Consider the following 23,905-nt stretch of genomic DNA (forward strand, 5'->3'; position numbering starts at 1 on the left):
CTACGGTCTTCTCGTTCCAACGCCAGTCTCGTGTGCCTTGGTACGCTGTAGTCGTTCGCTGTATTGCTGTAGGGTGGTGGTTCGCAAGGGCGGCGCAAAAGGCGGAGTGTTTGGCGCGCTTGCCGTGGCTCTCGGCGTCGGCGCGCACTAGACAACAAAAAAGCCGGCTTGCGCCGGCTTTTTCGCGAACAGCGATGTCGCGCAGGCGTTAAGCCAGTTCGCGGATCTTCGCGTTCAGGCGGCTCTTGTGGCGAGCGGCCTTGTTCTTGTGGATCAGGCCGCGGGCGGCGTAGCGGTCCATGACCGGCACGGCGACGGCGTAAGCCGAGGCAGCAGCTGCCTTATCCTTGGCGTCGATCGCCTTGACGACCTTCTTCAGTGCGGAACGCACCATGGAACGCGCGCTGACGTTGCGCAGCCGGCGCTGCTCCGACTGACGCGCACGCTTCTTCGCGGACTTGATGTTGGCCAAGGTAAAGCTCCAGAGTTCGGTGGGTTTTAAAAAAGACGCCCATTGTGATGCCAAACTGGGGCAGCGTCAATAGGTTAGCCCCGCGCGGGGCGCCCGGGCGGGAGAGGCCGGCTCGGGATGCCCGGGACGTGCCAGAACGCGGACTGTCCGCCGACCGCCCGGCTTTGTCAAACTAGCGGTTTACCGGTAAGCCAGGCACGGATGAAAACCCCCAGCCTTCTCCGCGGCGTGCTGTCCTTCAGCGGCATGACCATGGTCTCGCGCGTGCTCGGCCTGGTCCGCGACATGGCGATCAACGCATCGTTCGGCGCCAACGCCGCCACCGACGCCTTCTGGGTGGCGTTCCGCATCCCCAACTTCATGCGCCGCCTGTTCGCCGAGGGCTCGTTTTCCACGGCCTTCGTCCCCGTGTTTACCGAGGTCAAGGAGACCCGTCCGCACGCCGAGCTGAAGTCCTTGATGGCGCGCACGTCGGGCACGCTCGGTGGCGTGTTGCTGATCGTCGCGGCGATGGGCGTGATCTTCGCCCCGCAGGTCACCGCGCTGTTTTCGCCCGGCGCGGTGGAGACGCCGGAAAAATTCGAGCTCACGGTGAGCCTGCTGCGGCTGACGTTCCCGTTCCTGCTGTTCGTTTCGCTGACGGCGCTGTGCGGTGGGGCCCTGAACAGCTTCCACCGCTTCGGCCTGCCTGCGCTGACGCCGGTGATCCTCAACCTGTGCATGATCGCCGGCGCGCTGTGGCTGGCGCCGAAGTTGCACACGCCGATCATGGCGATGGGCTGGGCGATCCTGGTGGCCGGCATCCTGCAGCTGGCGTTCCAGTTGCCGGCCCTGCGCCAGCTCGACCTGCTGGCGATCCCGCGCTGGGGCTGGCAGTCGCCGGACGTGCGCCGGATCATGCGACTGATGGTGCCGACCCTGTTCGGCTCGTCGGTGGCGCAGATCAACCTGCTGCTGGATACGGTGATCGCCTCGCTGCTGGTTGCCGGTTCGCAGAGCTGGCTGTCCCAGGCCGACCGCTTCCTCGAGCTGCCGCTGGGCGTCTTCGGCGTCGCGTTGGGCACGGTGATCCTGCCGTCGCTCTCGCGCCACCACGTGGGCAGCGATCGCGAGGGATTCTCGCGCGCGCTGGACTGGGGCCTGCGCACGACGTTGCTGATCGCCGTGCCGGCCATGTTCGCGCTGATGATCCTGTCGTTCCCGCTCGTGGCCACGATCTTCCAGCACGGCGCGTTCACTGCCTTCGACACGAAAATGGCCTCCCTGTCGATCTCCGCCCTGAGCTTCGGCCTGCCTGCGTTTGCCCTGGTCAAGGTCGTGCTGCCGGCCTTCTATGCGCGCAAGGACACGACGACGCCGGTCCGCGCCGGCGTGGCGTCGCTGGTCTCCAACATGCTGCTGAACGGGCTGTTCCTGGCCCTGCTGTTCGCCCTGTGGGCGTCGCCGGCACAGAAGGCCGGTTCGTGGATGCAGGCGCTGGCCAGCATTCCCGGCCTGCACATGGCCCTGGGCCTGGCCAGCGCCGTGGCCAGCTACATCAACCTGGGCCTGCTCTGGCGCTGGCTGGGCAAGGCCGGGGTGTACGAGCGCCAGCCGGGCTGGTCGCGCCACCTGCTGCGCCTGGCGGTGGCCTGCGCCACGATGTCCGCCGTGCTGCTCGCGGGCCTGCACGCGTGGCCCGAATGGAGCGACGTGGAAAAGTGGACCCGGGTAGGGCGCCTGGCAGTGCTGGTCGGGGCGGGCGGGGCGTCCTACCTGGCAGCCCTGTTCGCCATGGGTTTCCGCCTCTCGGAGCTGCGCGGCCGCTGATCCGGCGGGCCTCGCATTGTGCGGCGCAATGGGGCCGCTATACTGGCCCGATGGCTTTTATTCCGCACCGACTCCAGGGTGGCCGCGCATGACGCTGCGACTGCATCGCGACGTGGCAGGCGCCTGCCTGACACCGCAGGGTAGCGTCGTCGCGATTGGCGCGTTCGATGGCCTGCACCTCGGCCACCAGGCGATCCTCTCCGAGGTGCGCCAGCGCGCCGAAGCGCGCGGCCTCGCCCCGGCGGTCATCACCTTCGACCCGCTGCCGCGTGCCTTCTTCTCGAAGGAGCCCGTGCCGCGCCTGTCCGGCGTGCGCGAGAAGGCCGAGGGCATGACCGCTGCCGGCATCGTCGAGCTGCTTTCCCTGCGCTTCGACGAAGCGCTGACGACGATGTCCGCCGAGGATTTCGTCCGCCAGGTGATCGTCGGCCGGCTCGCGGCGCGCGAAGTCTGGGTGGGTGAGGATTTCCGCTTCGGCCATCGCCGTGGCGGCGACTTTGCCCTGCTGCAGTCGATGGGCGCCGAGCTGGGCTTCACCGCCCACGCGGTGGCGCCGGTGCTGGTCGACGGCGAGCGCGTCTCCTCGTCGAAGGTGCGCACGCTGCTCGCGGAAGGCCGCTTCGCCGATGCATCGACCCTGCTCGGCCGTCCCTTCGTCATCGACGGCCACGTAGAGCACGGCAAGCAGCTCGGCCGCGAGCTCGGCTACCCCACCGCCAACGTGCACCTGCGCGACCGGGTCAGCCCGATCCAGGGCATCTTCGCGGTGCGCATCGGCATCGGCGACGGCCCGTGCAGCTGGCCCGGCGTGGCCAGCCTGGGCTTCCGGCCCACGGTGAACGAAGTGACCGAGCCGCTGCTCGAAGCCCATCTGTTCGATTTCTCCGGCGATCTCTACGGCCAGCGCATCGGCGTGGAGTTTGTCCGCAAGTTGCGCGATGAAGAAAAATTCGACGGCCTGGACGCCCTGTGCGCGCAGATGCGCCAGGACGACCGCGCCGCCCGGCAGGCGCTGGGGATGAACCCCATCCTTGCCGATGCCTGACACACCACGGTTGCCCGCAATGACCCAGGACTACAAGAACACCATCAACCTGCCGCAGACGGAATTCCCGATGCGCGGCGACCTGCCCAAGCGCGAGCCGACCTGGCTGGCGAACTGGGAGCGCGTGGGCCGCTATGCGCAGATCCAGGAAAAGACCGCCCACCGCGACAAGGTGTTCGTGCTGCACGACGGCCCGCCCTACGCGAACGGCGCGATCCACCTGGGCCACGCGGTCAACAAGGTGCTCAAGGACGTCATCGTCAAGTCGAAGCTGATCGCCGGCTACCGCGCACCGTACGTGCCGGGCTGGGATTGCCATGGCCTGCCGATCGAGATCGCGATCGAGAAGAAGTTCGGCAAGGCCGGCGACAAGCTCGACGCCGCCGCGTTCCGGCAGAAGTGCCGTGAATACGCGCTGGCGCAGATCGACCTGCAGCGGACCGACTTCAAGCGCCTGGGCGTGCTCGGTGACTGGGAGCGCCCGTACCGCACGCTCGACTTCACCTACGAAGCCGACATGATCCGCGCGCTGGCGCGCATCGTCGACAACGGCCACGTGGTGCGCGGCGCCAAGCCCGTGTACTGGTGCTTCGACTGTGGTTCCGCACTGGCCGAGGCCGAGATCGAATACGCCGACAAGACCTCGCCGGCGGTGGACGTGGCGTACGACGCCGTCTATCCGAAGGAGATGGGCGCCGAGTTCGGCGTCGACGTCGGTGACGCGATCGTCGCCGTGCCGATCTGGACCACCACGCCGTGGACGCTGCCGTCCAGCCAGGCCGTGTCGCTCGGTGGCGAAATCGAATACTCGCTGGTCGAAGGCCCGGCGCGCGACGGCAAGCGCGTGTTGCTGGTGATCGCGTCGGCGCTGGCCGGCAAGGCGCTGGCGCGCTATGGCGTGGAAAACGCCGTCGTGCTCGGCCACAAGCAGGGCGCCGCGCTGGAAAACCAGCAGCTGAAGCACCCGTTCTACGACAAGCGCGTGCCGATCATCCTCGGCGACCACGTGTCGGACGAAGACGGCACCGGTGCCGTGCACACCGCTCCGGACCACGGCGCGGAGGACTTTGCCGTGGGCCAGCAGTACGGCATCGGTACGCTCAACTACGTGGACGGCCGCGGCGTCTATCGCAGCGACCTGCCGCTCGCGGGCGACGTCACCTTTGCCGGCATGCACATCTGGAAGGGCAACGACGCCGTCGTCGACCTGCTGCGCACCCGTGGCGTGTTGCTCGCCTTCGCGAAGCTCACGCACAGCTACCCGCATTGCTGGCGCCACAAGACGCCGGTGATCTACCGTGCCACCCCGCAGTGGTTCATCGGCATGGAAACGGCCGGGCTGCGCGACACCGCGCTGAGCTCGATCAAGTCCGTGCGCTGGGTGCCGGCGTGGGGCGAAGAGCGCATCCGCGGCATGGTCGAAGGCCGCCCGGACTGGTGCATCTCGCGCCAGCGCACCTGGGGCGTGCCGATCACCCTGTTCGTCGACAGGAACACGCACGAGCCGCATCCGGATACCGTCCCGCTGATGGAGAAGGTGGCGCAGAAGGTCGCGCACGAAGGCATCGACAGCTGGTTCAACCTCGATCCGCGCGAGCTGATCGGTGACGACGCCGACCGCTATGAGAAGGTCACCGACGTCCTCGACGTCTGGTTCGACTCGGGCGTGAGCCACTTCGCCGTGGTCGGCCAGCGGCCGGAACTGCAGGCGGGCGAAGCCAGCGAATACAAGGTGATGTACCTGGAAGGCTCCGACCAGCATCGCGGCTGGTTCCAGTCGTCGCTGCTGACCTCGGCCGCGATCAACGGCCGCGCGCCCTACGACCACGTGCTGACCCACGGCTTCACCGTGGACGCGCAGGGCCGCAAGATGTCCAAGTCGCTGGGCAACGGCATCGAGCCGCAGGACATCATGAAGACCCTGGGTGCGGACATCCTGCGCCTGTGGATCTGCTCGACCGACTACCGCAACGAGATGTCGCTGTCGGACGAAATCCTCAAGCGCGTCGCGGATACCTATCGGCGCATCCGCAACACGGCACGCTTCCTGCTCGGCAACCTCGATGGCTTCGATCCGGACAAGCACCTGCTTGCCACCGATGCCTGCCTGCCGCTGGACCAGTGGGCCGTGCAGCAGGCCGCGGATACGCAGGCCGCCATCGTCGCCGCCTACGAGCGCTACGACTTCCCGGAGATCGTCCAGCGCGTGCAGAACTTCTGCACCACCGAGCTGGGCGCGCTGTACCTGGACGTCACCAAGGACCGGCTCTACACGATGCCGACCGACAGCCATGGCCGCCGCAGCGCGCAGAGCGCGATGTACCGCATCGCCGAAGCGATGGTGCGCTGGATCGCCCCGATGCTGAGCTTCACCGCCGAGGAAATCTGGCAGCACCTGCCGGGTTCGCGCAGCGAGTCGGTGCTGTTCGAGACCTTCTACGAAGGCCTCGACGCGCGCCAGGATGCGGATGCCCGTGCGTGGTGGGGCAAGCTGCTCGCCATCCGCGAGACCGCCTCGCGCGTGCTCGAAGGCATGCGCAAGGCCAGCCTCATCGGTGCGTCGCTGGATGCGACCCTCACCATCCATGCCGACCTGCCCACGCAGTCGGCCCTGGCCGAGGCCGCGGGCGAGCTGCGCTTCTTCTTCATCACCTCGGACGTGGCGCTGGCCCCGCTCGAAGGCCGGCCGGCGACGGCGGAGCGGGTGGAGCTGGAGGGTGCCGAGGTCTACGTCTCGGCGGCCGTCACCGACTGGGCCAAGTGCATCCGTTGCTGGCAGCACCAGCCCGACGTGGGTGCGGATCCTGCACATCCGGAGATCTGTGGCCGCTGCGTCGGCAACGTCACCGGCGCCGGCGAAGACCGCCGCTGGTTCTGACCAGTGGCGCCCATGCTTTACCTCTACCGTAGGCTCGTTGCATGACTCTTCGCCCCCGCCCCAGCGCGCTGTCGTGGCTCTGGCTGACCGCCGGCATGATCGCGCTGGACCAGCTCACCAAGTGGTGGGCCCTGGTCGCCCTGCAGCCGGCCGAAACGCCGCATCCGGTGATCCCGGGCATCCTGAACTGGACGCTGACCTTCAACACCGGCGCGGCGTTCAGCTTCCTGGCGGACGGCGCCGGCTGGCAGCGCTGGTTCTTCGCGGTTCTGGCGATCGGGATCAGCGCCATCCTGGCTGTCTGGCTGTCGCGGACGCCGCGTGGTGACTGGCGCACGGCCGCTCCGCTGGCCCTGATCATCGCCGGTGCGCTGGGTAACCTCATCGACCGGCTGCACGCGGCGAAGGTCACGGATTTCATCCAGGTGTTCCTGGGCAGCTATCCGTTCCCGGTGTTCAACGTGGCCGATTGCGCGATCAGCGTGGGCGCGGCGGGGTTGATCGTGTTCAGCCTGTTCCAGGCTAGCCCGAAGAAGGCCTGAGGCCCCCCGGACCCCACCCATGCGATAATCCCGCCCATCCCCACCAGCGGCGCGATCGCCGCCCCGAGGCCTCCTTTGGACATCCTGCTCGCCAACCCCCGCGGCTTCTGCGCCGGCGTCGATCGCGCCATCGCCATCGTCGAGCGTGCGCTCGAGTCGTACGGCGCGCCGATCTACGTTCGCCACGAAGTGGTTCACAACCGCTACGTTGTCGAACGCCTGCGCGCCGATGGCGCCGTGTTCGTCGAAGAACTGGACGAAGTGCCGGACAACTCCACCGTGATCTTCAGCGCGCATGGCGTGCCGAAGGCCGTGCGCGAGGAAGCCGACCGCCGCGGCTTGCGCGTGTTCGACGCCACCTGCCCATTGGTGACCAAGGTGCACATGGAGGTGGCTCGCCTGGGCCGCGCTGGCCACGACGTGGTGCTGATCGGCCACGCCGGCCACCCCGAGGTGGAAGGCACCATGGGCCAGTGGAACCCGGCGAACAGTGGCAGCATCTACCTGGTCGAGTCCGTCGAGGACGTCGAGGCCCTGCAGCCGGGCCAGCCCGAGCAGCTCGCCTTCGTCACCCAGACCACGCTGTCGGTGGACGACACAATTGCCATCATCGGGGCGCTGCGCACGAAGTTCGCGTCCATCCACGGCCCGCGCAAGGACGACATCTGCTATGCGACGCAGAATCGCCAGGATGCGGTGCGCCGTCTCGCCGATGCCGTGGACCTTGTGCTGGTGGTCGGTTCGGTCAACAGCTCCAACTCCAATCGCCTGAAGGAACTGGCCGAAAAGCAGGGCGTCACGTCGTACCTGATCGACGGCGCAGAGCACATCGACCAGGCATGGATCGAGGGCAAGACCCGCATCGGCGTCACCGCTGGCGCCTCCGCGCCGGAAAAGCTGGTGAAGGAAGTCATCGCACGCTTGCAGTCGTGGGGCGCGGGCAGCGTCCGCGAGCTCGATGGCGAAGCCGAAAGCATCACCTTCGCGTTGCCCAGGGAGCTGCGACTTGCCTCTTGAGGCTTGCGCGGGGATCGTCACTCCCCTAGAATTCTGCGTCTCGCCGGGATAGCTCAGTTGGTAGAGCGCGTCATTCGTAATGATGAGGTCGTAGGTTCGATTCCTATTTCCGGCACCACATGCTTCCCCGATTGCCGTCGCGCGCTCGCGGAAGAAACGAAAAACCCGCCCTGGCGGGTTTTTTTATGCCCGCTGCCCGTGCGACCCGAGGCAGGTTATCGTTGCGCGAACCTACCAGGGAGGCCGCATGAACGCGACCCAGGACACGCATATCGACACGGCGCGCCTGCGCCTGGACGCGTTGGCCGCAGCCGATGCGGCCACGCTGTTCGCTTACCGCGGCGACGACGCCGTGGCGCGCTACCAGGGCTGGCGGCCGGCCGCCCTTGAAGATGCCGAGGCCTTCATCGCCAGCCAGTTGGCCGTCCCGTTTGCGACGCCGGGTGCGTGGTGCCAACTCGCCGTACGCGACCGCGCCTCGGGAGAGCTGCTGGGTGACCTCGGCATCCACTTCCCGGATTCGCCCGAGGGCGCCATCGAGTTCGGCGTGTCGTTGCGTCCGGACCGGCAGGGCAGGGGATACGCCCACGAAGCCATGCGTGCCGCCCTCGACCTCGCCTTCGGCGAGTGGGGATACCGTCGCTCGATCGGGTCGGTCGACCCGCGCAATGTCGCCAGCATCGCCCTGCTGCGCTCGCTGGGCTTTCGCCAGGAGGCGCACCACGTGGAGAGCTACTTCTTCCGAGGCGAGTGGGTCGACGACGTGATCTTTGCCCTGCTGGCGCGCGAATGGCGCCAGCGCGGCTGAACGGAGCGGGAAAGTTGGCCGAAAACGCTTAGGTGTGCCGTCGCCGGGAACACGGCACCTTCATGGCCGGCGTTCCATATCTCACGGGGCGGCTTGAGTGGGCAGACCGAGTGCGCAGGACCGGCGACACCTCCAGCGCGGTTGACGGCTGGGCAAACCTCAAGCGGACGCCCCATGACTCACCACCCCGAGCATCACTACCGCGGCTACGACATCCTTTGCAGTACGTCGGGCTATACCGTCATGCAGCGCCACGTCGAGGTGCTCAACGTCGGCGCCATGGACGCCGGCTCAGGCCTCGCGGACTGTGCGGAGGTGGACCACATGCTCGAGCACGCGCGCAAGGCGATCGACCGCCTGATCGAGGACGAAGGCCGGGGCTGAGCTCAGGCCGCGCTGGCGAGCCTGGCCAGCGCCGCCGCCGTCGGCGGTGACAGGTGGGCGAGTGCCGCGGCCGGCAGGAAGCGCCAGTCGGCGAGGCGGCGGGGCAGGCGCAGCGTGGGGCTGGCTTCGCGAAGGTCGCGCACGGCGTCTTCTGCCGAATCGAAGCGGCCGATCTCGACATTATCGCGCAGCGCGCGCCAGCGATGGCCGTGGCGGACGATGCGGAACAGGGCTTCGGATGAGGTGTGGACGTATTGCGCGAGCACGGTGTACGACTCCTTCGTGACCTCGCCATTGTCTCGTGCGCCTCGTGACCGTCTTGTTATCCCGGGACTACGGCAGGGTGTCGCCGCCGCCGCTTGTCGGTGAAACCCTGCCGCCCGTCGTCCGCCCCCTTGGCCTCGCCGCAGGCTCCGGTTAGCGTGCAATCGGCTGAATATCGGTCCAGGGGGACATCGTGGCTGCTTTCCTTTCGCGCCTTCCGGCGCGCGCCCAGCGTGGCTTCACGCTTATCGAGATGATGATCGTCGTGGCGATCATCGCGATCCTCGCCGCGATCGCCATGCCGATCTATCGCGACTACATCATCCGTACCCGCCTGAGCGAGGTGCAGGGGCTGATGTCCGGCGCGCGGACCTCGCTGGAGCAGTACTACCAGGACAACCGCAACTACGGACCGACCACGGGCACCGCCTGCGGCGGCACGTTGCCGGCGTCGAACTACTTCACCTTCACCTGCACCACCTCCAACTCCGGCCAGGCCTTCGTGCTGCAGGCGCAGGCGAAGGCGGCACCGGTGATGGGCTTCACCTACACGGTGGACCAGACCAACCTGCGCCAGACCACGGCGGCGCCGGCCCGGTGGAGCCAGAGCACAACGTGCTGGACCACCCGCAAGGACGGCAGCTGCTCATGATGCGCCGCGACGCCAGGGGCTTCTCGTTGATCGAGCTGATGGTGACCATCACCATCCTGTTCATCCTTGTCACGTTCGGCATCCCCAGCTTCCGCGATTTCCTCAACAACTCGCGCATCCGCTCGGCGGCCGAGTCGATCCAGAACGGCCTGCGCGAAGCGCGCAATGAAGCCGCGCAGCGCGGCACCAACGTGCGCTTCGAGCTGACCTCGGGTACGGGTGCCAGCTGGCAGGTGTGCCAGCTGAAGACCACCGAGACCACCTGCGCGACGCCGACGAACATCTTCGACAAGCGCGACGCCACCGAGACGAACATCACGGTCTCGGCGTCGACCGCGTCGGCCAAGCAGGCCAGCGGCCAGCTGGGTACGGCGCTGACCGGTGGCGTGCCCGCCGGGGTCACCTATACGGCGCTTGGCCGCCCCTCGAGTTTCAACGCCAATTCGATCGCCCGTGTCGACGTGTACGGCACGACCACGGCTGGCCGCCGGCAGGTCGTGCTGGTTTCGGCAGGCGGGATGACGCGCATGTGCGATCCCGTCTCCAACACCATCCTGGCAAGCACGGACGCCCAGTCCTGCGGTTCCAACTGAGGCTCACGCCATGGCCAACCTTTTCAAACCCATGAAAGCTGCGCGCGGCATCGTGCTGCTCGACGCGCTGATCGCCATCCTCGTGTTCACCTTCGGCATCCTGGCAATCGTTGCTCTGCAGGCCAGCGCGACCAAGCTCAGCGGCGACTCTAAGTACCGCGTCGACGCCGCCCTGCTGGCCAACCGGTTCATCTCGGGTATGTGGACGGCCGATTCGTCGCTGTTGGCCACCGACTACGTCACCGGTGGCACCGCTTACAACAAGTGGTTCGCCGACACCGTGGACTGCACCACCGCCAAGGTGACGAGCAACTGCCTGCCGGGCATCACCACGGCGCTGAAGCCGACGGTCACCATCGATGCGAACAACCTCGTCACCATCACCCTGAAGTGGCAGGCCCCGCAGGACACCGGTCCGCATCAGTACATCTCCATTTCGCAGATCCAGTGAGCGCCCGCATGACTCGCACCCCGATCGCATCCTCCAAGCGCGGCGCCGCAGGCTTCTCACTCATCGAGCTGATGGTGGGTACCGTGATCGCCATCATCTGCACGGTCGGCGTCCTGACCGCGTTCGCGGCGTTCGAGGGCCAGAAGCGCACGACCACCAATGGCAGCGATGCCCAGCAGAACGGTAGCTATGCGGCGTTTACCCTCGAGCGTGAGTTGCGCACCGCCGGCTCGGACATCGTCCAGGGCAAGAATTACGGCGTCTGGGGCTGCACCCTGCAGACCTGGTCCGGTGGTACCCAGCGCCTGCCGCTGACGACCGCGCTTGCCGCGCCGTTTGCCAACTGGCCGTTGAAGACGCGTGCCGTGCCCGTGCTCATCGCCGCCGGCACGGGCGACGTCGCCGATGCGATCGGCATCGTCCGCGGCAACGCCATCGCGCGCACGTTCCGCACCAACCTCGTCTCCGCGACCAGCAACAAGGCCACGGTGGACAACGGCATGGCGATCTTCCCCAACGAGTACCTGCTGCTGTCCGACAAGTCGGGCACCTGCACGATGGCGAAGATCTCCTCCATCGACGTCGCCGGCACGACGATGACTTTCGATACCAACAACAGCGACTCCACCAGCTTCGCCGGCCACTACACGGGTGCGGGCTACGTGTTCGACATGGGCATCACGCCCGCGGTGACCCTGTACAGCGTCAACCAGACCAACTTCAGCCTGGTCTCCTACGACCTGCTTCAAGTCGGCAATACGGCGAGCACCAACCAGCCCGCGATCAGCCTTGCCGACAACGTCGTGCAGATGAAGGCGCTCTATGGCATCAGTGCCACGGTCAATGACCTGCCGATCGCCTCGTGGGTCAAGCCGACGGGGAACACGTGGGCCATCGGCAAGCTGATGCCCGATACCGACACGGCAGCCGCGTTGAACGCGCGCGGCCAGATCCGCGCCATCCGCATCGCGGTAGTGGTGCGTAGCCGGCAGCAGGAACGCGCGCCGGCCGGTTCCGGCACGGTCGCGGGCAGGGCGTCGTACATCGGCTATAGCGGCCCGACCTCGCTAACGCTGTTCGGCGACCTGGACGCGACGCTGCAGTACACCGTCACCACGGATGCGTCCTATCGCTACAAGGTCTACGACTTCGTGGTGCCGGTCCGCAACAGCCTGATCACCAAATTCTTCTGAGGCCGGGCATGAATCGCATGTCTTATCGTTATCCACTGCCCGCCGCATCCCGCCAGCGTGGCGTCATCGCGACCCTGATCGCCGTGATCGTGCTGGTCGCCACCTTGCTCGCGGCAATGGCGCTGATGCGTTCGGTCGACACGGCCACGGCCATCGCCAGCAGCGTCACGTTCCGCCAGGCCGCGTTCCAGGAAGCCGAGCGTGCGTACACCGACATCCGTACGAACCTCGACAGCACGTTCGCACCGCCGATCAGCGACACGGATGCGCCGTCCAAGGGTTACTACGCGTCGTTGCAGCCGCATACCTCGGTCCGTCCGGAAATCCCGGATGTACTCGTGAACCTGACGGCCGGCAAGATCGTCACCATGGCGCCGCTCAGCACGGGCGGCAACACCGTGTCCTACGTCGTCGAGCGGCTCTGCCCGGCGGCGGGCGCGGCGTCGCTGAACACCTGCATCGTGCCGGGCACGGCGATCGGTGGCGGCACCAGCTCCAACCTCACGACCGATCCGGGCATCCCGTTCAACACCACCGGCTCGGCCGCGGCGTTCCGCCTGACCGTCCGCGTGGACGGTCCGCGCAACGCCATCGCCTACGTCCAGACCATCATCCGTTGACCCCTGACGCCACGACGCCACGGAACTTGCCATGACCTCTCTTCGCCAGGCGCTCAACAAATCGTTCGCGGCGGCCGTGCTCGCCACGGCGCTGATCGTTCCCATGCCTTCGGTGGCGGACACCACGCTGTCCGACCTGCCGCTGTACAGCGCATCGAACGTACCCGCCAACCTCATGCTCGCGCTGTCGGTGGAGTTCCCCACCGGCACGGTGGCGGCCTATACGGACTCGGCAGGCTTCTCGATCACCAACACGTACCTGGGCTACTTCGATCCGCTCAAGTGCTACACCTACTCGGCCACCAACGGCTATTTCTCGCCGTCGACGCAGAAGCTGGCCGACACCACCGTTGCGTGCAGTTCGAACGGCTGGAGCGGCAACATGCTGAACTGGGCGACGATGACCGCCCTGGACGAGTTCCGCAAAACGCTGACCGGCGGCACGCGTGACGCGGGTGAAACCGCGGCGCTGACCGTGCTGGTGCGCTCCAACCTCAACAGCCAGAGTAACAGCGGCAACTTCCCCGACAAGAACATCACGTTCGGGCCTCCGTTGTTCCCGGCATCGGCCCTGGTCGGCGACAGCACCTTCAGCGGTTCTAGCCGCCTGTGGTTCCGCTCGTACCAGAAGGGCTACACATTCCAGGTTTCCGATAACAGCAGCTTCAGCACGAGTGGCACCGGTAAGGTCGTCACTTACAACGTCAAGGTGCAGGCCTGCTCGACGGCATCGACCACCGCGCTCGAAGACAACTGCACCAAGTACGGTTCCAACTACAAGCCGGAAGGCCTGATCCAGCAGAACTACAAGCGCATCCGCGTGGGCGCCGTGGCCTACGGCGCGGTCACCGGCGGCGCGAACCCGAACGGTGTCGTCCGCGCGCTGCTGCGCGATAACGGACCGACGACGTACAACGGCAACGCGACGCGCCAGACCAACACCTACGCGGAGTGGAGTGCAACCGACGGCACGCTGGTCGGCAACCCGGCGGCGGGCGACGCGGCGCTTTACGGCGCGCGGACGCCCAGCGGTGCCGCGTTCACCCAGAGCGGCACGATCAACTACCTCAACTCGTTCGGTGCCAACGGGTACGAGACCTACGACACCATCGGAGAACTGTACTGGTCGGCGCTGGCGTACATGATGCGCCAACCGCTCAACCCCAATTACACGAACAACTACGGCACGCTCGGCTCGCTCGACAACACCTTCCCGGTGTTCAAGGGCCTGAAGAACGACACCACCGACTCCAACGATCCGATGCAGTACAAGTGCGCGGCGAACGCCATCGTGGTGATCGGCGACGCGCATACCCATTGCGACCAGCGCGTGCCCAGCAGCACGGCGCCGTCGGGCGGTTCGAACGGCTACTGCGCGATGCAGAGCCCGACGGCCCTTCAGGGCGGCCTCGATGCCGGCCTGTGGACGACCAAGCTCGGCAAGCTGCCGATGATCGAAGCCGACGGCAACGGCGGCACCGCGAGCGCGACCTTCTCCAATGCCAAGCTGGGCGGCGTCGATGCCGGCAAGGCCTACCAGAACGGCGGCAACCTCGCGACGTGGATGATTGCCGGCATGGCGTACTACGCCCACGTCAACGACATCCGCGGCGACCTGACCGGCAAGCAGACCGTGGACACCTACGTGGTCGACGTGATGGAGCCGGGCGCGTTCGACGGCAGCTCCAGCAATCCGATCTATGGCTCCAGCGGCAATGCAGGCCCCAACCAGTACTGGCTCGCCGCAAAGTACGGTGGCTTCACCGATAGCAAGGGCGACGGTGTCCCGTCGTCGTACCTGACCTGGCACACCAATACGTCGTCGGGTTCGAGCCTGCGCCCGGACAACTATTTCGTCGGTAACCGCCCCGACCTGATCGCGTCCGGCCTCACCAGCATCTTCACCAACGTGGCCACGACGGCTTCGCTGAGCGCGTCCGGCCCCAGCGTGTCGCCGACCCGCGTGCTGACCGCCGTCGCGGCCAACACCGCCCCATACAACTCGCCGGTGGCGGGCTTTCCGATCTACACCACCTCGTATTTCCCGGGTACCTGGAGCGGTGAGGTGAACGGCTTCGTCGCCACCGCCGCGCTCGGTGCCGACGTGACCGCCGCGACCGGTGCCAATACCTGGAGCGCGCAGACCAAACTCGACCAGCTGGGCGCCTACACCGATGCCCTCAACGGCGTGCTCGGCTGGCGCGACCTGCGCCGCATCCTCACCATGAAGGGCACGACGGTGGTGCCGTTCCAGTGGGGCAACCTCAGCTCGGGGCAGCAGACCGCACTGGGCAGCAGCGACATCCTGAATTTCCTGCGCGGCGATCGCAGCAAGGAAGGCTCGTCGTTCCGCATCCGTACCCACCTGCTCGGCGACATCGTGAACTCGCAGGCGAGCCTGGTGCAGGGTGCCCTGTCGACCAACTACAGCGACACCTACAACCCCGGTTACAGCGCCTTCGCCACGTCGGTGAAGACCCGCCTGCCGGTGGTCTATGTCGGTGCCAACGACGGCATGGTGCACGCGATCCAGGCCGACTTCTCCGCCGCGACCAACACGCTCAATGGCGGTGGCTCGGAGCTCTATGCCTACGTGCCGAGCTTCACCTTCAGCGGCCCGAACAACACGCCGACGGTCGATGGCCTGGCTGCGCTGGCCAACCTGAAGGGCGCAACCACGAACGCGTTCGTCCATCACTTCTACGTGGACCAGACCCCGCAGGCCGCGGACGTCGATTTCAATCGCGCCGGCACCTCATCGACGCCAGGCACCTACGACTGGCGCACGGTGATCGTCGGTGGCATGGGCAAGGGCGGCAAGGGCATCTACGCGCTCGACGCCACCTCGGTCCCGACCGGCATGGGCACGACCAAGTCGACTACGTTCGAAAGCAGCCTCACCAGCAAGGTGCTGTGGGAATTCACCAACAGCCACATGGGCTATTCGTTCTCGCGTCCGCTGATCGCGAAGACCCGCAAATACGGCTGGGTGGTCCTGCTTACCTCGGGCTATAACAACGATGACGGCAAGGGCTACCTGTTCATCATCAACGTCAAGGACGGCACGCTGCTGGAGACGATGACCACGACCTCGGGTACCACGGCCAACCCGGTCGGCCTGTCGCGTCCGTCGGGCTACGTGCAGAACACCTCCGACAATACGGTGGAACAGGTGTATGCGGGCGACCTGCAAGGCAACGTCTGGCGCTTCGACCTGTCTTCCGCGTCGAGCGGCTACCCCTCGCCGGTGGTCATCGCCCAGCTCACCGACCCGAGCGGGAACCCGCAGCCGATCACCACGGCACCGCGCATCGAGCTGGACTTCGACACTTCGGGCCTGAACACGCGCCGTTGGGTGTTCGTCGGCACGGGCAAGTTCCTGGATACCAGCGACCTGACCGATACCCAGCAGCAGACCATGTACGCGCTGCGCGACGGCACCGGCAGCACGCCGAAAACGTTCGCCACGCCGGTCAAGCGGGCCAACCTGAAGCAGAATGACCTCGTCACCGACCTGAACATGCAGGACACGGACGCAGGCTGGTACTACGACCTCACCGGCGTGGCGCCGAACACGAATGGTGCGACCGAGCGCATCGTGGTCGACCCGGATGCGGTGGCCGGTATCTTCTCGATCAACTGGGGCACGCTGATCCCGACGGCCGATCCGTGCTCGCTCAATGGCGCGGTGTATTCGGCGGCGTATGCCTCCGGCCAGAGCAACCTGCTGACGGCATCGGGTGCACCGGTACCGTTCCTGACCACCAACAGCGCCATCACCAACCTGCAGATGGTGCAGTTGCCGGACAGCAACAAGTTCGTGCTGCTTTACGGCCAGACCGGCCAGGCGCCGCAGGTGGCGAACATGCTCCAGCCGGGCAGTTCCGCCCGCCTGCTGCGTACCAACTGGCGTGAGATCCTGGACTGATCCGACCCCGGCCCGCCCCGTTGACCGGGGTGGGTCGGGCCGGTAGAATGCGCGGCTCGATGGGCGGTTAGCTCAGCGGTAGAGCACTGCCTTCACACGGCAGGTGTCACAAGTTCGATCCTTGTACCGCCCACCATCGATTCCTGGAAACCCGGCCTTGCGCCGGGTTTTCTTTTGCCCGGGGTCGTAAACCGCCAGTAAGGCGCCGCGTTTAGAATGTCCTTTACGCTCGCCGGGATCAAAGCCATGCACGAAGCCCTTGCCGAACTCCACATGATCACGCTCACGCCGTGGAAGATCATTGGCCTCATCGGCACCCTGTTGTTCACCGCGCGCTGGTTCGTGCAGTTCTACGCCACGAAGAAGAACAAGAAGGTGACCGTGCCGATGTCGTTCTGGTACCTGTCGGTGAGCGGCAGCGTGCTCACCCTGGCGTACTTCATCTGGGGCAAGAACGATTCGGTCGGCATCATCCAGACCGCGTTCCCGATGCTGGTGTCGTTCTACAACGTGTTCGCGCACCTCAAGCACAAGGACGTGGCGGAGACGACCCGGCCGGGTGGCCCCGAAGACAACTGATCAGTCCGGATCGTAATCGAGCAACGTAGCCAGCCACCGCTCGGCCTCGCGCCGGTCCCAGCCCTTGCGCTTCGCGTAATCGTCGACCTGCTCGCGACCAAGCCGGCCGACCACGAAATACTGGCTGTCCGGGTGCGAGAAATACCAGCCTGACACGGCGGCGGTGGGGTACATCGCCATGCTTTCGGTCAGTTCCACCGTGGTGTGCTTCGTGGCGTCGAGCAGGGCGAACAACGTGCGCTTCTCGGTGTGTTCCGGGCAGGCCGGATAGCCCGGGGCAGGGCGGATACCGCGGTACGCTTCGTCGATCAGCGCGTCGTTATCCAGCACTTCGTCAGGCTGGTAACCCCAGAATTCCTTGCGCACGCGTTCGTGCAAGCGTTCGGCGAAGGCCTCGGCGAGGCGGTCGGCCAGGGCCTTGAGCAGGATGGCAGAGTAGTCGTCGTGGGCCGCTTCGAAGCGCGCCACGTGGGCGTCGATGCCGATGCCCGCGGTGACCGCGAAGCCGCCGACCCAGTCCTGCACGCCGCTGTCCCTGGGCGCCACGAAGTCGGAAAGGCAGAAGTCCGGGCGTTCCACCGGCTTGTCGACCTGCTGGCGCAGGTGGTGCAGCACGCAGACCGGCTTGCGCTTGCCGATGCCCGGCGCGTCGTAGAGCTCGATGTCGTCGCCCACCTGGGCGGCCGGCCAGAAGCCGATCACGCCCTTGGCGGTGAGCCATTTTTCAGCGATGACCTTGTCGAGCATCGCCTGCGCGTCGTTGAACAGTTCGCTGGCCTGGGCGCCCACTACCTCATCGGTGAGGATGGCCGGAAACTTCCCGGCCAGTTCCCACGCGTTGAAGAAGGGCGACCAGTCGATGTAGCGGCGAAGCTCGGCGAGGTCGTAATCGTCGAACACCGTGATGCCTGGCGCCTGCGGCGTGGGCGGCGTGTACGCCTGCCAGTCGCCCTGGAAGCGCTGCTCGCGGGCCTTTGCAAGCGGCACCAGCGTCTTGCCGGTCCCGCGGCCCTTGTGGCGCTCGCGGACCTCGGCGTACTCGGCACGGACCTTGGCCATGAACTCGTCGACCAGGTCCTTGCTCACCAGCGACTGGGCGACGCCGACCGCGCGCGACGCGTCCTTCACCCACACGGTGGGCGACTTGTAATGCGGTTCGATCCGCAGCGCCGTATGCGCGCGCGAGGTGGTGGCGCCACCGATCAGCAGCGGCAGGTAGAAGTCCTGGCGCTGCATCTCGCGCGCGACCTGGCTCATCTCTTCCAGCGACGGCGTGATCAGGCCGGAGAGGCCGATGATGTCGGCGTTCTCGGCGCGGGCGGTGTCGAGGATCTTCTGCGTCGGCACCATCACGCCGAGGTCGATCACCTCGAAGTTATTGCACTGGAGCACCACGCCAACGATGTTCTTGCCGATGTCGTGGACATCGCCCTTTACCGTCGCCAGCACGATCTTGCCGTTGCTGCGCACGGCTTCGCCGGAGCGCTTCTTCTCTTCCTCGATGAAGGGGATGAGGTGTGCGACGGCCTTCTTCATCACGCGTGCGGATTTCACCACCTGCGGCAGGAACATCTTGCCGGCACCGAACAGGTCGCCGACCACGTTCATGCCGGACATCAACGGCCCTTCGATCACATCCAGCGGACGGGTGGAAAGCTGGCGGGCTTCCTCGGTGTCTTCCACCACGAACTGGTCGATGCCGTGCACGAGCGCATGGCTGAGCCGGTCCTGCACGTTCTTCTCGCGCCAGGCGGCGGATTCGACGACCGCGCCGCCCTTGCCGCCCTTGTACTTGTCGGCGATCTCGAGCAGGCGCTCGGTCGCGTCGGCGCGGCGGTTGAGCACCACGTCCTCGACGCGCTCGCGCAACTCGTCCGGCAGGTCGTCGTAGATGGACAGGCCACCGGCGTTGACGATGCCCATGTCCATGCCCGCGGCGATCGCGTGGAAAAGGAACACGGAATGGATCGCCTCGCGCACGGGGTTGTTGCCGCGGAACGAGAACGAGACGTTGGAGACGCCGCCGGAGATATGCGAAGCCGGGAAGCGTTTCTTCAGCTCGCGCGTGGCTTCGATGAAGTCCACTGCGTAGTTGTTGTGCTCTTCGATGCCGGTACCGATGGCAAAAATATTCGGATCGAAGATGATGTCTTCCGGCGGGAAGCCGATGCCGTCCACGAGCAGCTCATATGCCCGCGAGCAGATCTCGACCTTGCGATCCCTGGTGTCCGCCTGGCCCTGCTCGTCGAACGCCATGACCACCACGGCCGCGCCGTACTGACGCACCTTGCGCGCATGTTCCAGGAACAGGGCCTCGCCTTCCTTCATGGAGATCGAGTTGACGATGCCCTTGCCCTGCATGCAGCGCAGCCCGGCTTCGATCACGCTCCACTTCGACGAATCGACCATCACCGGCACGCGGGCGATGTCCGGCTCGGAGGAGATCAGGTTCACGAAGCGCGTCATCGCGGCCTCGGAGTCGATCAGGCCCTCGTCCATGTTGATGTCGATGATCTGCGCGCCGTTCTCCACCTGCTGGCGGGCGACGTCGACGGCCTCTTCGTAGCGACCTTCCTTGATCAGCTTGCGAAACTGGGCCGAGCCGGTGACGTTGGTACGTTCGCCGACGTTGATGAAGTTCAGGTCCGGGGTGAGGACCAGCGGCTCCAGGCCGGAAAGGCGGGTGTAGCGAATGCTCATGCGGCTTCGGCAGTGCTCTTGGGGGCGCGCGGCGCGTACGGCGCGACGGCGGCGGCGATCGCCGCGATATGGGCGGGCGTGGTGCCACAACAGCCGCCGACGATGTTGATCAGGCCACTGGCGGCGAAATCACGGATGGTCGCCGCCATCATCTCCGGGGTTTCGTCGTATTCGCCGAACGCGTTCGGCAGGCCGGCGTTCGGATGCGTGCTCACCGCCGCGTTGGCGATGCGCGCCAGCATCGCGACGTGCGGGCGCAGGTCTTCCGCGCCGAGCGCGCAGTTGAGGCCCACCGAGAGCGGCTGGATGTGTTCGACCGAGTAGAAGAAGGCCTCGGCGGTCTGGCCCGACAGGGTGCGGCCGGAGCGGTCCGTGATCGTGCCGGAGATCATCACCGGCACGCGCGCACCCAGTTCGTCGAACAGTTCGGACAGGGCGAACAGCGCGGCCTTGGCATTGAGCGTGTCGAAGATGGTCTCGACCATGATCGTGTCGGCGCCGCCTTCGATCAGCGCGCGCGCCGACTCGATGTAGTTCGCCTTCAGCGTGTCGAAGTCGATGTTGCGGAAGCCGGGGTCGTTCACGTCCGGCGAAATCGACGCCGTGCGACTGGTCGGTCCGAGCACGCCAATGACGAAGCGCGGCTTTTCCGGTGTCTCCAGCGTCATTGCGTCGCAGACTTCGCGGGCGAGCCGAGCGCCTTCGCGGTTCAGTTCCGGCACCAGGTGTTCCAGGTGGTAATCGGCCTGGCTGACCCGCGTGGCGTTGAACGTGTTGGTTTCGACGAAGTCCGCACCGGCTTCGAGGTAGGCCCGGTGCACGCCCTTGATGATCTCCGGCTGGGTGATCAGCAACAGGTCGTTGTTGCCTTTCAGGTCGCACTCGCCCGGATGGTCATGGTCGTGCGCGTGCGTGCCATCGAGGCCCCCGGCGAAGCGTTCGCCGCGGTAGCCGGACTCGTCCAGCTGGTGGCCTTGCAGCATGGTGCCCATGCCGCCGTCGAGGATCATGATGCGTTCGGCCAGGCCTTTTTCGATCAGGGCCACGCGGTCGGGATGGAGCCAGGGAAGGTTGCTCATGGGGTGGTCTCCGGTCAGGGCTTGCGCGCCAACAGGCTGATGACTTCGAAATGCGGGGCACGGCGCTCGCGGCTAAGGCGATCGCAGCTGACGACGTCAAGGCCGGCGGCACGCGCCATGTCGCCCAGCGCGTCGCAGCCAAAGCCCAGGTTGCGGTGATCGAACGGCTCCACCACGGCGCGGTGGTCGTGCTCGCCGAGGGTGACTGCGAGCACGCGACCACCGGGCTTGAGCACGCCGGCGACCTGGCCGAAGACCTCCGCCGGGCGCTCGGCGTAGGTGAGGGCGTGCATCATCAGCACAAGGTCGAAGCGGCGGTCGCCGACGTCGAGCGCATGCATGTCGCCCTGGCGGACTTCGACGTTCTTGAACGAGGCCACGCGCTGGCGGGCGGCCTCGACCACGCGGTCCGAGCTGTCGATGCAGAGGATGGAGTGGGCGTGCGGGGCCAGCAGCTCGGCGGTAACGCCGTCGCCCGATGCGATGTCCAGCACGTCGCCGGTTTCCAGCAGCTGGAGCAGCGAGCGGGCCAGGGTTTCCCAGGTGCGCCCGGGCGAGTAGTGGCGTTCCATGTCGCCCGCCACGGTGTCGGCCCAGCCCTCGTTGCTGGCGCGCTGGGCGAGCACGGCTGGCAGGCGCTCGGCGTCCTCGCGAAGCAGGGCGTCGCTCAGGGTGTCGCGCAGGGTGGCGACCAGCGCGACCAGGGTGGGGTCGGCTTCGGCGTTGGCCCGGTAATAAGCCGACACACCGGCACGGCGGTCCCGCACCAGTTCGGCTTCCTTGAGCTTGGCCAGGTGGGTGGAGACGCGCGGCTGGGCGAGGTGCAGCACCGCCGCCAGTTCGGCCACGGTAAGCTCTTCCCGGTCCAGCAGGGCCAGCAGGCGGACGCGGGTCGGGTCGGCCAGCAGCCGCAGGACGGCCGAGGCGGTCGACAGATCCATGCCACATCCTTATATCGCGATACAGAGATACCAAGGATGCGGCCCAGTGGGCCCAACGTCAAGGTCGCATGTTGCGGTGCACGGCGGCAAAGAGTCGAACGACCGTTAGAATGGGCGGATTGCTCCCCACCCAGACTTGCCGGCCCATCGGACCGGCCGAGGTATGACCCATGGATTTCCGCTTTACCGACGACCAGCTGTCGATCCAGTCCATCGCACGCGATTTCGCGCAGAAGCGCATCGCCCCGGTGGCCGCCGAATTCGATGCCAGGGGTGAATTCCCCCTGGAGAACATCCAGGAAATGGGCCAGCTGGGCCTGATGGGCATCGAAGTGCCGGAAGAGTACGGCGGCGCGGGCATGGACCCGGTCGCTTACGTCCTGGCCATGGTCGAGATCGCCGCGGCCGATGCCGCCACCTCGACCATCATGTCGGTCAACAATTCGCTGTTCTGCAACGGCATCCTGAAGAGCGGCACCGAAGAGCAGAAGCAGAAGTACGTCCGCGCCATCGCCTCGGGCGAGGCCATCGGCGCCTACGCGCTGACCGAGCCGCAGTCGGGTTCGGATGCTTCCAACATGCACACCCGCGCGGTGAAGAACGCCGACGGCGACTGGGTCATCAACGGCAAGAAGAGCTGGATCACCTCCGGCCCGGTGGCCCGCTACATCGTGCTGTTCGCCGTGACCACGCCGGGGATCGGCGCCAAGGGCGTGTCGGCTTTCATCATCGACACCCAGCGTCCGGGCTTCCTCGCCGGCAAGACCGAGCCGAAGCTCGGCATCCGCGCCTCGGCGACGTGCGAGATCGAATTCCACGACTATGTCTGCCCGAAGGAAGACATGCTCGGCACCGAAGGCAAGGGCTTCTCGATCGCGATGGGCGTGCTCGACGCCGGCCGCATCGGCATCGCGTCGCAGGCCATCGGCATCGCCCGTGCCGCTTACGAAGCCACCCTGCAGTGGTCGCGTGACCGCAAGGCGTTCGGTACGCCGATCGGCACGTTCCAGATGACCCAGGCCAAGATCGCCGACATGAAGTGCAAGCTGGACTCGGCCCTGCTGCTGACCCTGCGCGCCGCGTGGACGAAGGCCCAGGTCGAGAAGACCGGCGGCCGTTTCGGCACCGAAGCGTCCATGGCCAAGCTCGTCGCCTCCGAAGCCGCCATGTGGATCACCCACCAGGCCGTGCAGATCCACGGTGGCATGGGCTACTCGAAGGAAATGCCGCTGGAGCGGTACTTCCGCGATGCGAAGATCACCGAGATCTACGAGGGCACGAGCGAGATCCAGCGTCTGGTGATTGCGCGTGCGGAGACGGGCTTGCGCTAAGCGCAGGTAGATCCGCCTTCCAACGAAAGCCCTGGCCGTGTGCCAGGGCTTTTTTGTTGACGAAAAAACGCTTATCCCTGCGATTCGCGTCGACCGATCTCGAGCGCCCATGCGGGGTGATACCACGTCTCGTCAACGATCGTCCGCGGGATGTCGCTGTAGTCGATCGGCCGCCTTCGCAGCGCAGCGCGCTCAGCGGCGGTCATCGGCGGCGGCGGGTTATCGGGGTCAAGCGTAAAGTAAACGATCTTCCCAGTATCTTGCTGCTTCATGCCGGGTAGCCCTCCGGGCTGATATGAGGCGGATGCGATCTCCGCGTAACGTAAAGACGACGAACAATGTTTCGCTGTCGACGATTCCGATCGTGAAATGGCGATGTTCGTCGTGCTCGTTTCTATCCAGCTCCTCCATGGCGGAACGGTCGAGAAATACCTTCGTGGCTTTGATGAACGAGATGCCGTGCTTTGACAAGTTGCCGGCGGCCTTCTCTTCGTCCCATTCGAACTGGATGCCGCTCATGGCGAGCGGCGCCGCATGAACGCATGACGGTAGCGTCGATGTAAATGCTGGCGACGTACGATCTGCACGGCGGGAAGAAGCCTCGGAGACGGAAAACAAG

Annotated in this window: 21 protein-coding genes and 2 tRNA genes; 17 read left to right on the top strand and 6 right to left on the bottom strand. The window is 66.2% G+C overall.

The annotated features are described in order from the left end of the window. Positions 1–208 precede the first annotated feature (208 nt). Positions 209–472, bottom strand: coding sequence for a 30S ribosomal protein S20 (rpsT, locus tag KPL74_01410; GenBank protein QWT20681.1), 264 nt, complete (start codon positions 470–472; stop codon positions 209–211). Positions 473–673: 201 nt separating this feature from the next. Between rpsT and murJ the strand changes: the two genes are divergently transcribed. The 8 genes from murJ (at position 674) to KPL74_01450 (ending at position 8,955) form a co-directional block, all read left to right on the top strand. Beyond that, on the top strand, positions 674–2,281 hold the full coding sequence (murJ, locus tag KPL74_01415) for a murein biosynthesis integral membrane protein MurJ (protein ID QWT20682.1): 1,608 nt from the start codon (positions 674–676) through the stop codon (positions 2,279–2,281). 88 nt (positions 2,282–2,369) lie between these two features. Further along, positions 2,370–3,326 carry a bifunctional riboflavin kinase/FAD synthetase gene (locus tag KPL74_01420; protein ID QWT20683.1) on the top strand — a complete coding sequence of 319 codons (957 nt, stop codon included), beginning with the start codon at positions 2,370–2,372 and terminating at the stop codon, positions 3,324–3,326. Between the two features lie 19 nt (positions 3,327–3,345). Continuing rightward, entirely contained in the window at positions 3,346–6,204 is a 2,859-nt protein-coding gene (gene ileS / locus KPL74_01425) for an isoleucine--tRNA ligase (GenBank protein QWT20684.1), read from the top strand. Between the two features lie 41 nt (positions 6,205–6,245). Further along, positions 6,246–6,746: a signal peptidase II gene (gene lspA, locus KPL74_01430; GenBank protein QWT20685.1), complete on the top strand. Its 501-nt coding sequence runs from the start codon at positions 6,246–6,248 to the stop codon at positions 6,744–6,746. A gap of 75 nt (positions 6,747–6,821) precedes the next feature. Beyond that, the gene (gene ispH / locus KPL74_01435; GenBank protein QWT20686.1) at positions 6,822–7,763 is read left to right on the top strand and encodes a 4-hydroxy-3-methylbut-2-enyl diphosphate reductase; all 942 of its coding nucleotides are present in this window, start codon (positions 6,822–6,824) and stop codon (positions 7,761–7,763) included. A gap of 42 nt (positions 7,764–7,805) precedes the next feature. After that, positions 7,806–7,881 (top strand) — tRNA-Thr (locus tag KPL74_01440). Between the two features lie 129 nt (positions 7,882–8,010). Then, positions 8,011–8,571, top strand: a complete 561-nt coding sequence (locus tag KPL74_01445) for a GNAT family N-acetyltransferase (protein ID QWT20687.1) — start codon at positions 8,011–8,013, stop codon at positions 8,569–8,571. Positions 8,572–8,745: 174 nt separating this feature from the next. Further along, complete coding sequence (locus KPL74_01450; GenBank protein QWT20688.1) at positions 8,746–8,955, top strand: hypothetical protein; 210 nt, start codon at positions 8,746–8,748, stop codon at positions 8,953–8,955. A 2-nt stretch (positions 8,956–8,957) separates the two neighbouring features. Here KPL74_01450 and KPL74_01455 read toward each other — a convergent pair whose 3' ends face one another. Beyond that, on the bottom strand, positions 8,958–9,221 hold the full coding sequence (locus tag KPL74_01455; protein ID QWT20689.1) for a hypothetical protein: 264 nt from the start codon (positions 9,219–9,221) through the stop codon (positions 8,958–8,960). 251 nt (positions 9,222–9,472) lie between these two features. On the opposite strand from KPL74_01455, the gene KPL74_01460 reads away from it, so the two are divergent. From KPL74_01460 to KPL74_01495, 8 genes are all read left to right on the top strand, one after another. Further along, positions 9,473–9,871, top strand: coding sequence for a hypothetical protein (locus tag KPL74_01460; GenBank protein ID QWT22561.1), 399 nt, complete (start codon positions 9,473–9,475; stop codon positions 9,869–9,871). Next, entirely contained in the window at positions 9,868–10,464 is a 597-nt protein-coding gene (locus KPL74_01465) for a GspH/FimT family pseudopilin (protein ID QWT20690.1), read from the top strand. Before KPL74_01460 ends, KPL74_01465 begins: the two co-directional genes overlap by 4 nt. Before the next feature lie 10 nt (positions 10,465–10,474). Next, on the top strand, positions 10,475–10,915 hold the full coding sequence (locus tag KPL74_01470; protein ID QWT20691.1) for a hypothetical protein: 441 nt from the start codon (positions 10,475–10,477) through the stop codon (positions 10,913–10,915). A gap of 8 nt (positions 10,916–10,923) precedes the next feature. Next, positions 10,924–12,108, top strand: coding sequence for a PilW family protein (locus tag KPL74_01475; protein ID QWT20692.1), 1,185 nt, complete (start codon positions 10,924–10,926; stop codon positions 12,106–12,108). 17 nt (positions 12,109–12,125) lie between these two features. Beyond that, entirely contained in the window at positions 12,126–12,728 is a 603-nt protein-coding gene (locus KPL74_01480; GenBank protein QWT20693.1) for a hypothetical protein, read from the top strand. 31 nt (positions 12,729–12,759) lie between these two features. After that, the gene (locus KPL74_01485; GenBank protein ID QWT20694.1) at positions 12,760–16,656 is read left to right on the top strand and encodes a hypothetical protein; all 3,897 of its coding nucleotides are present in this window, start codon (positions 12,760–12,762) and stop codon (positions 16,654–16,656) included. Between the two features lie 61 nt (positions 16,657–16,717). Continuing rightward, positions 16,718–16,792: transfer RNA gene (locus tag KPL74_01490), tRNA-Val, on the top strand. 110 nt (positions 16,793–16,902) lie between these two features. Further along, complete coding sequence (locus KPL74_01495) at positions 16,903–17,235, top strand: lipid-A-disaccharide synthase N-terminal domain-containing protein (protein QWT20695.1); 333 nt, start codon at positions 16,903–16,905, stop codon at positions 17,233–17,235. Here KPL74_01495 and metH read toward each other — a convergent pair whose 3' ends face one another. From metH to KPL74_01510, 3 genes are read right to left on the bottom strand one after another with little or no spacing between them, the layout of a single operon-like run. Beyond that, positions 17,236–20,025 carry a methionine synthase gene (metH, locus tag KPL74_01500; GenBank protein QWT20696.1) on the bottom strand — a complete coding sequence of 930 codons (2,790 nt, stop codon included), beginning with the start codon at positions 20,023–20,025 and terminating at the stop codon, positions 17,236–17,238. Beyond that, positions 19,932–21,014: a homocysteine S-methyltransferase family protein gene (locus KPL74_01505; protein ID QWT20697.1), complete on the bottom strand. Its 1,083-nt coding sequence runs from the start codon at positions 21,012–21,014 to the stop codon at positions 19,932–19,934. Before KPL74_01505 ends, metH begins: the two co-directional genes overlap by 94 nt. A gap of 14 nt (positions 21,015–21,028) precedes the next feature. Continuing rightward, positions 21,029–21,955, bottom strand: a complete 927-nt coding sequence (locus KPL74_01510; GenBank protein ID QWT20698.1) for a metalloregulator ArsR/SmtB family transcription factor — start codon at positions 21,953–21,955, stop codon at positions 21,029–21,031. A 170-nt stretch (positions 21,956–22,125) separates the two neighbouring features. Between KPL74_01510 and KPL74_01515 the strand changes: the two genes are divergently transcribed. Beyond that, a complete protein-coding gene (locus KPL74_01515) occupies positions 22,126–23,286 on the top strand; it encodes an acyl-CoA dehydrogenase family protein (GenBank protein QWT20699.1) in 1,161 nt (386 codons plus the stop codon). Between the two features lie 228 nt (positions 23,287–23,514). On the opposite strand, the gene KPL74_01520 is transcribed toward KPL74_01515, so the two are convergent. Then, a complete protein-coding gene (locus tag KPL74_01520) occupies positions 23,515–23,805 on the bottom strand; it encodes a BrnT family toxin (GenBank protein QWT20700.1) in 291 nt (96 codons plus the stop codon). Positions 23,806–23,905: the final 100 nt, after the last annotated feature.

Source organism: Bacillus sp. NP157 (assembly GCA_018889975.1).
GTDB lineage: Bacteria > Pseudomonadota > Gammaproteobacteria > Xanthomonadales > Rhodanobacteraceae > Luteibacter.

Excerpts from the sequence above, each read along its gene's own strand:
- murJ (QWT20682.1), top strand. The coding sequence starts at position 674 with ATGAAAACCCCCAGCCTTCTCCGCGGCGTGCTGTCCTTCAGCGGCATG.
- KPL74_01420 (QWT20683.1), top strand. The coding sequence starts at position 2,370 with ATGACGCTGCGACTGCATCGCGACGTGGCAGGCGCCTGCCTGACACCG.
- ileS (QWT20684.1), top strand. The coding sequence starts at position 3,346 with ATGACCCAGGACTACAAGAACACCATCAACCTGCCGCAGACGGAATTC.
- lspA (QWT20685.1), top strand. The coding sequence starts at position 6,246 with ATGACTCTTCGCCCCCGCCCCAGCGCGCTGTCGTGGCTCTGGCTGACC.
- KPL74_01445 (QWT20687.1), top strand. The coding sequence starts at position 8,011 with ATGAACGCGACCCAGGACACGCATATCGACACGGCGCGCCTGCGCCTG.
- KPL74_01450 (QWT20688.1), top strand. The coding sequence starts at position 8,746 with ATGACTCACCACCCCGAGCATCACTACCGCGGCTACGACATCCTTTGC.
- KPL74_01460 (QWT22561.1), top strand. The coding sequence starts at position 9,473 with ATGATGATCGTCGTGGCGATCATCGCGATCCTCGCCGCGATCGCCATG.
- KPL74_01465 (QWT20690.1), top strand. The coding sequence starts at position 9,868 with ATGATGCGCCGCGACGCCAGGGGCTTCTCGTTGATCGAGCTGATGGTG.
- KPL74_01470 (QWT20691.1), top strand. The coding sequence starts at position 10,475 with ATGGCCAACCTTTTCAAACCCATGAAAGCTGCGCGCGGCATCGTGCTG.
- KPL74_01475 (QWT20692.1), top strand. The coding sequence starts at position 10,924 with ATGACTCGCACCCCGATCGCATCCTCCAAGCGCGGCGCCGCAGGCTTC.
- KPL74_01480 (QWT20693.1), top strand. The coding sequence starts at position 12,126 with ATGTCTTATCGTTATCCACTGCCCGCCGCATCCCGCCAGCGTGGCGTC.
- KPL74_01485 (QWT20694.1), top strand. The coding sequence starts at position 12,760 with ATGACCTCTCTTCGCCAGGCGCTCAACAAATCGTTCGCGGCGGCCGTG.
- KPL74_01495 (QWT20695.1), top strand. The coding sequence starts at position 16,903 with ATGCACGAAGCCCTTGCCGAACTCCACATGATCACGCTCACGCCGTGG.
- KPL74_01505 (QWT20697.1), bottom strand. The coding sequence starts at position 21,014 with ATGAGCAACCTTCCCTGGCTCCATCCCGACCGCGTGGCCCTGATCGAA.
- KPL74_01510 (QWT20698.1), bottom strand. The coding sequence starts at position 21,955 with ATGGATCTGTCGACCGCCTCGGCCGTCCTGCGGCTGCTGGCCGACCCG.
- KPL74_01515 (QWT20699.1), top strand. The coding sequence starts at position 22,126 with ATGGATTTCCGCTTTACCGACGACCAGCTGTCGATCCAGTCCATCGCA.
- KPL74_01520 (QWT20700.1), bottom strand. The coding sequence starts at position 23,805 with ATGAGCGGCATCCAGTTCGAATGGGACGAAGAGAAGGCCGCCGGCAAC.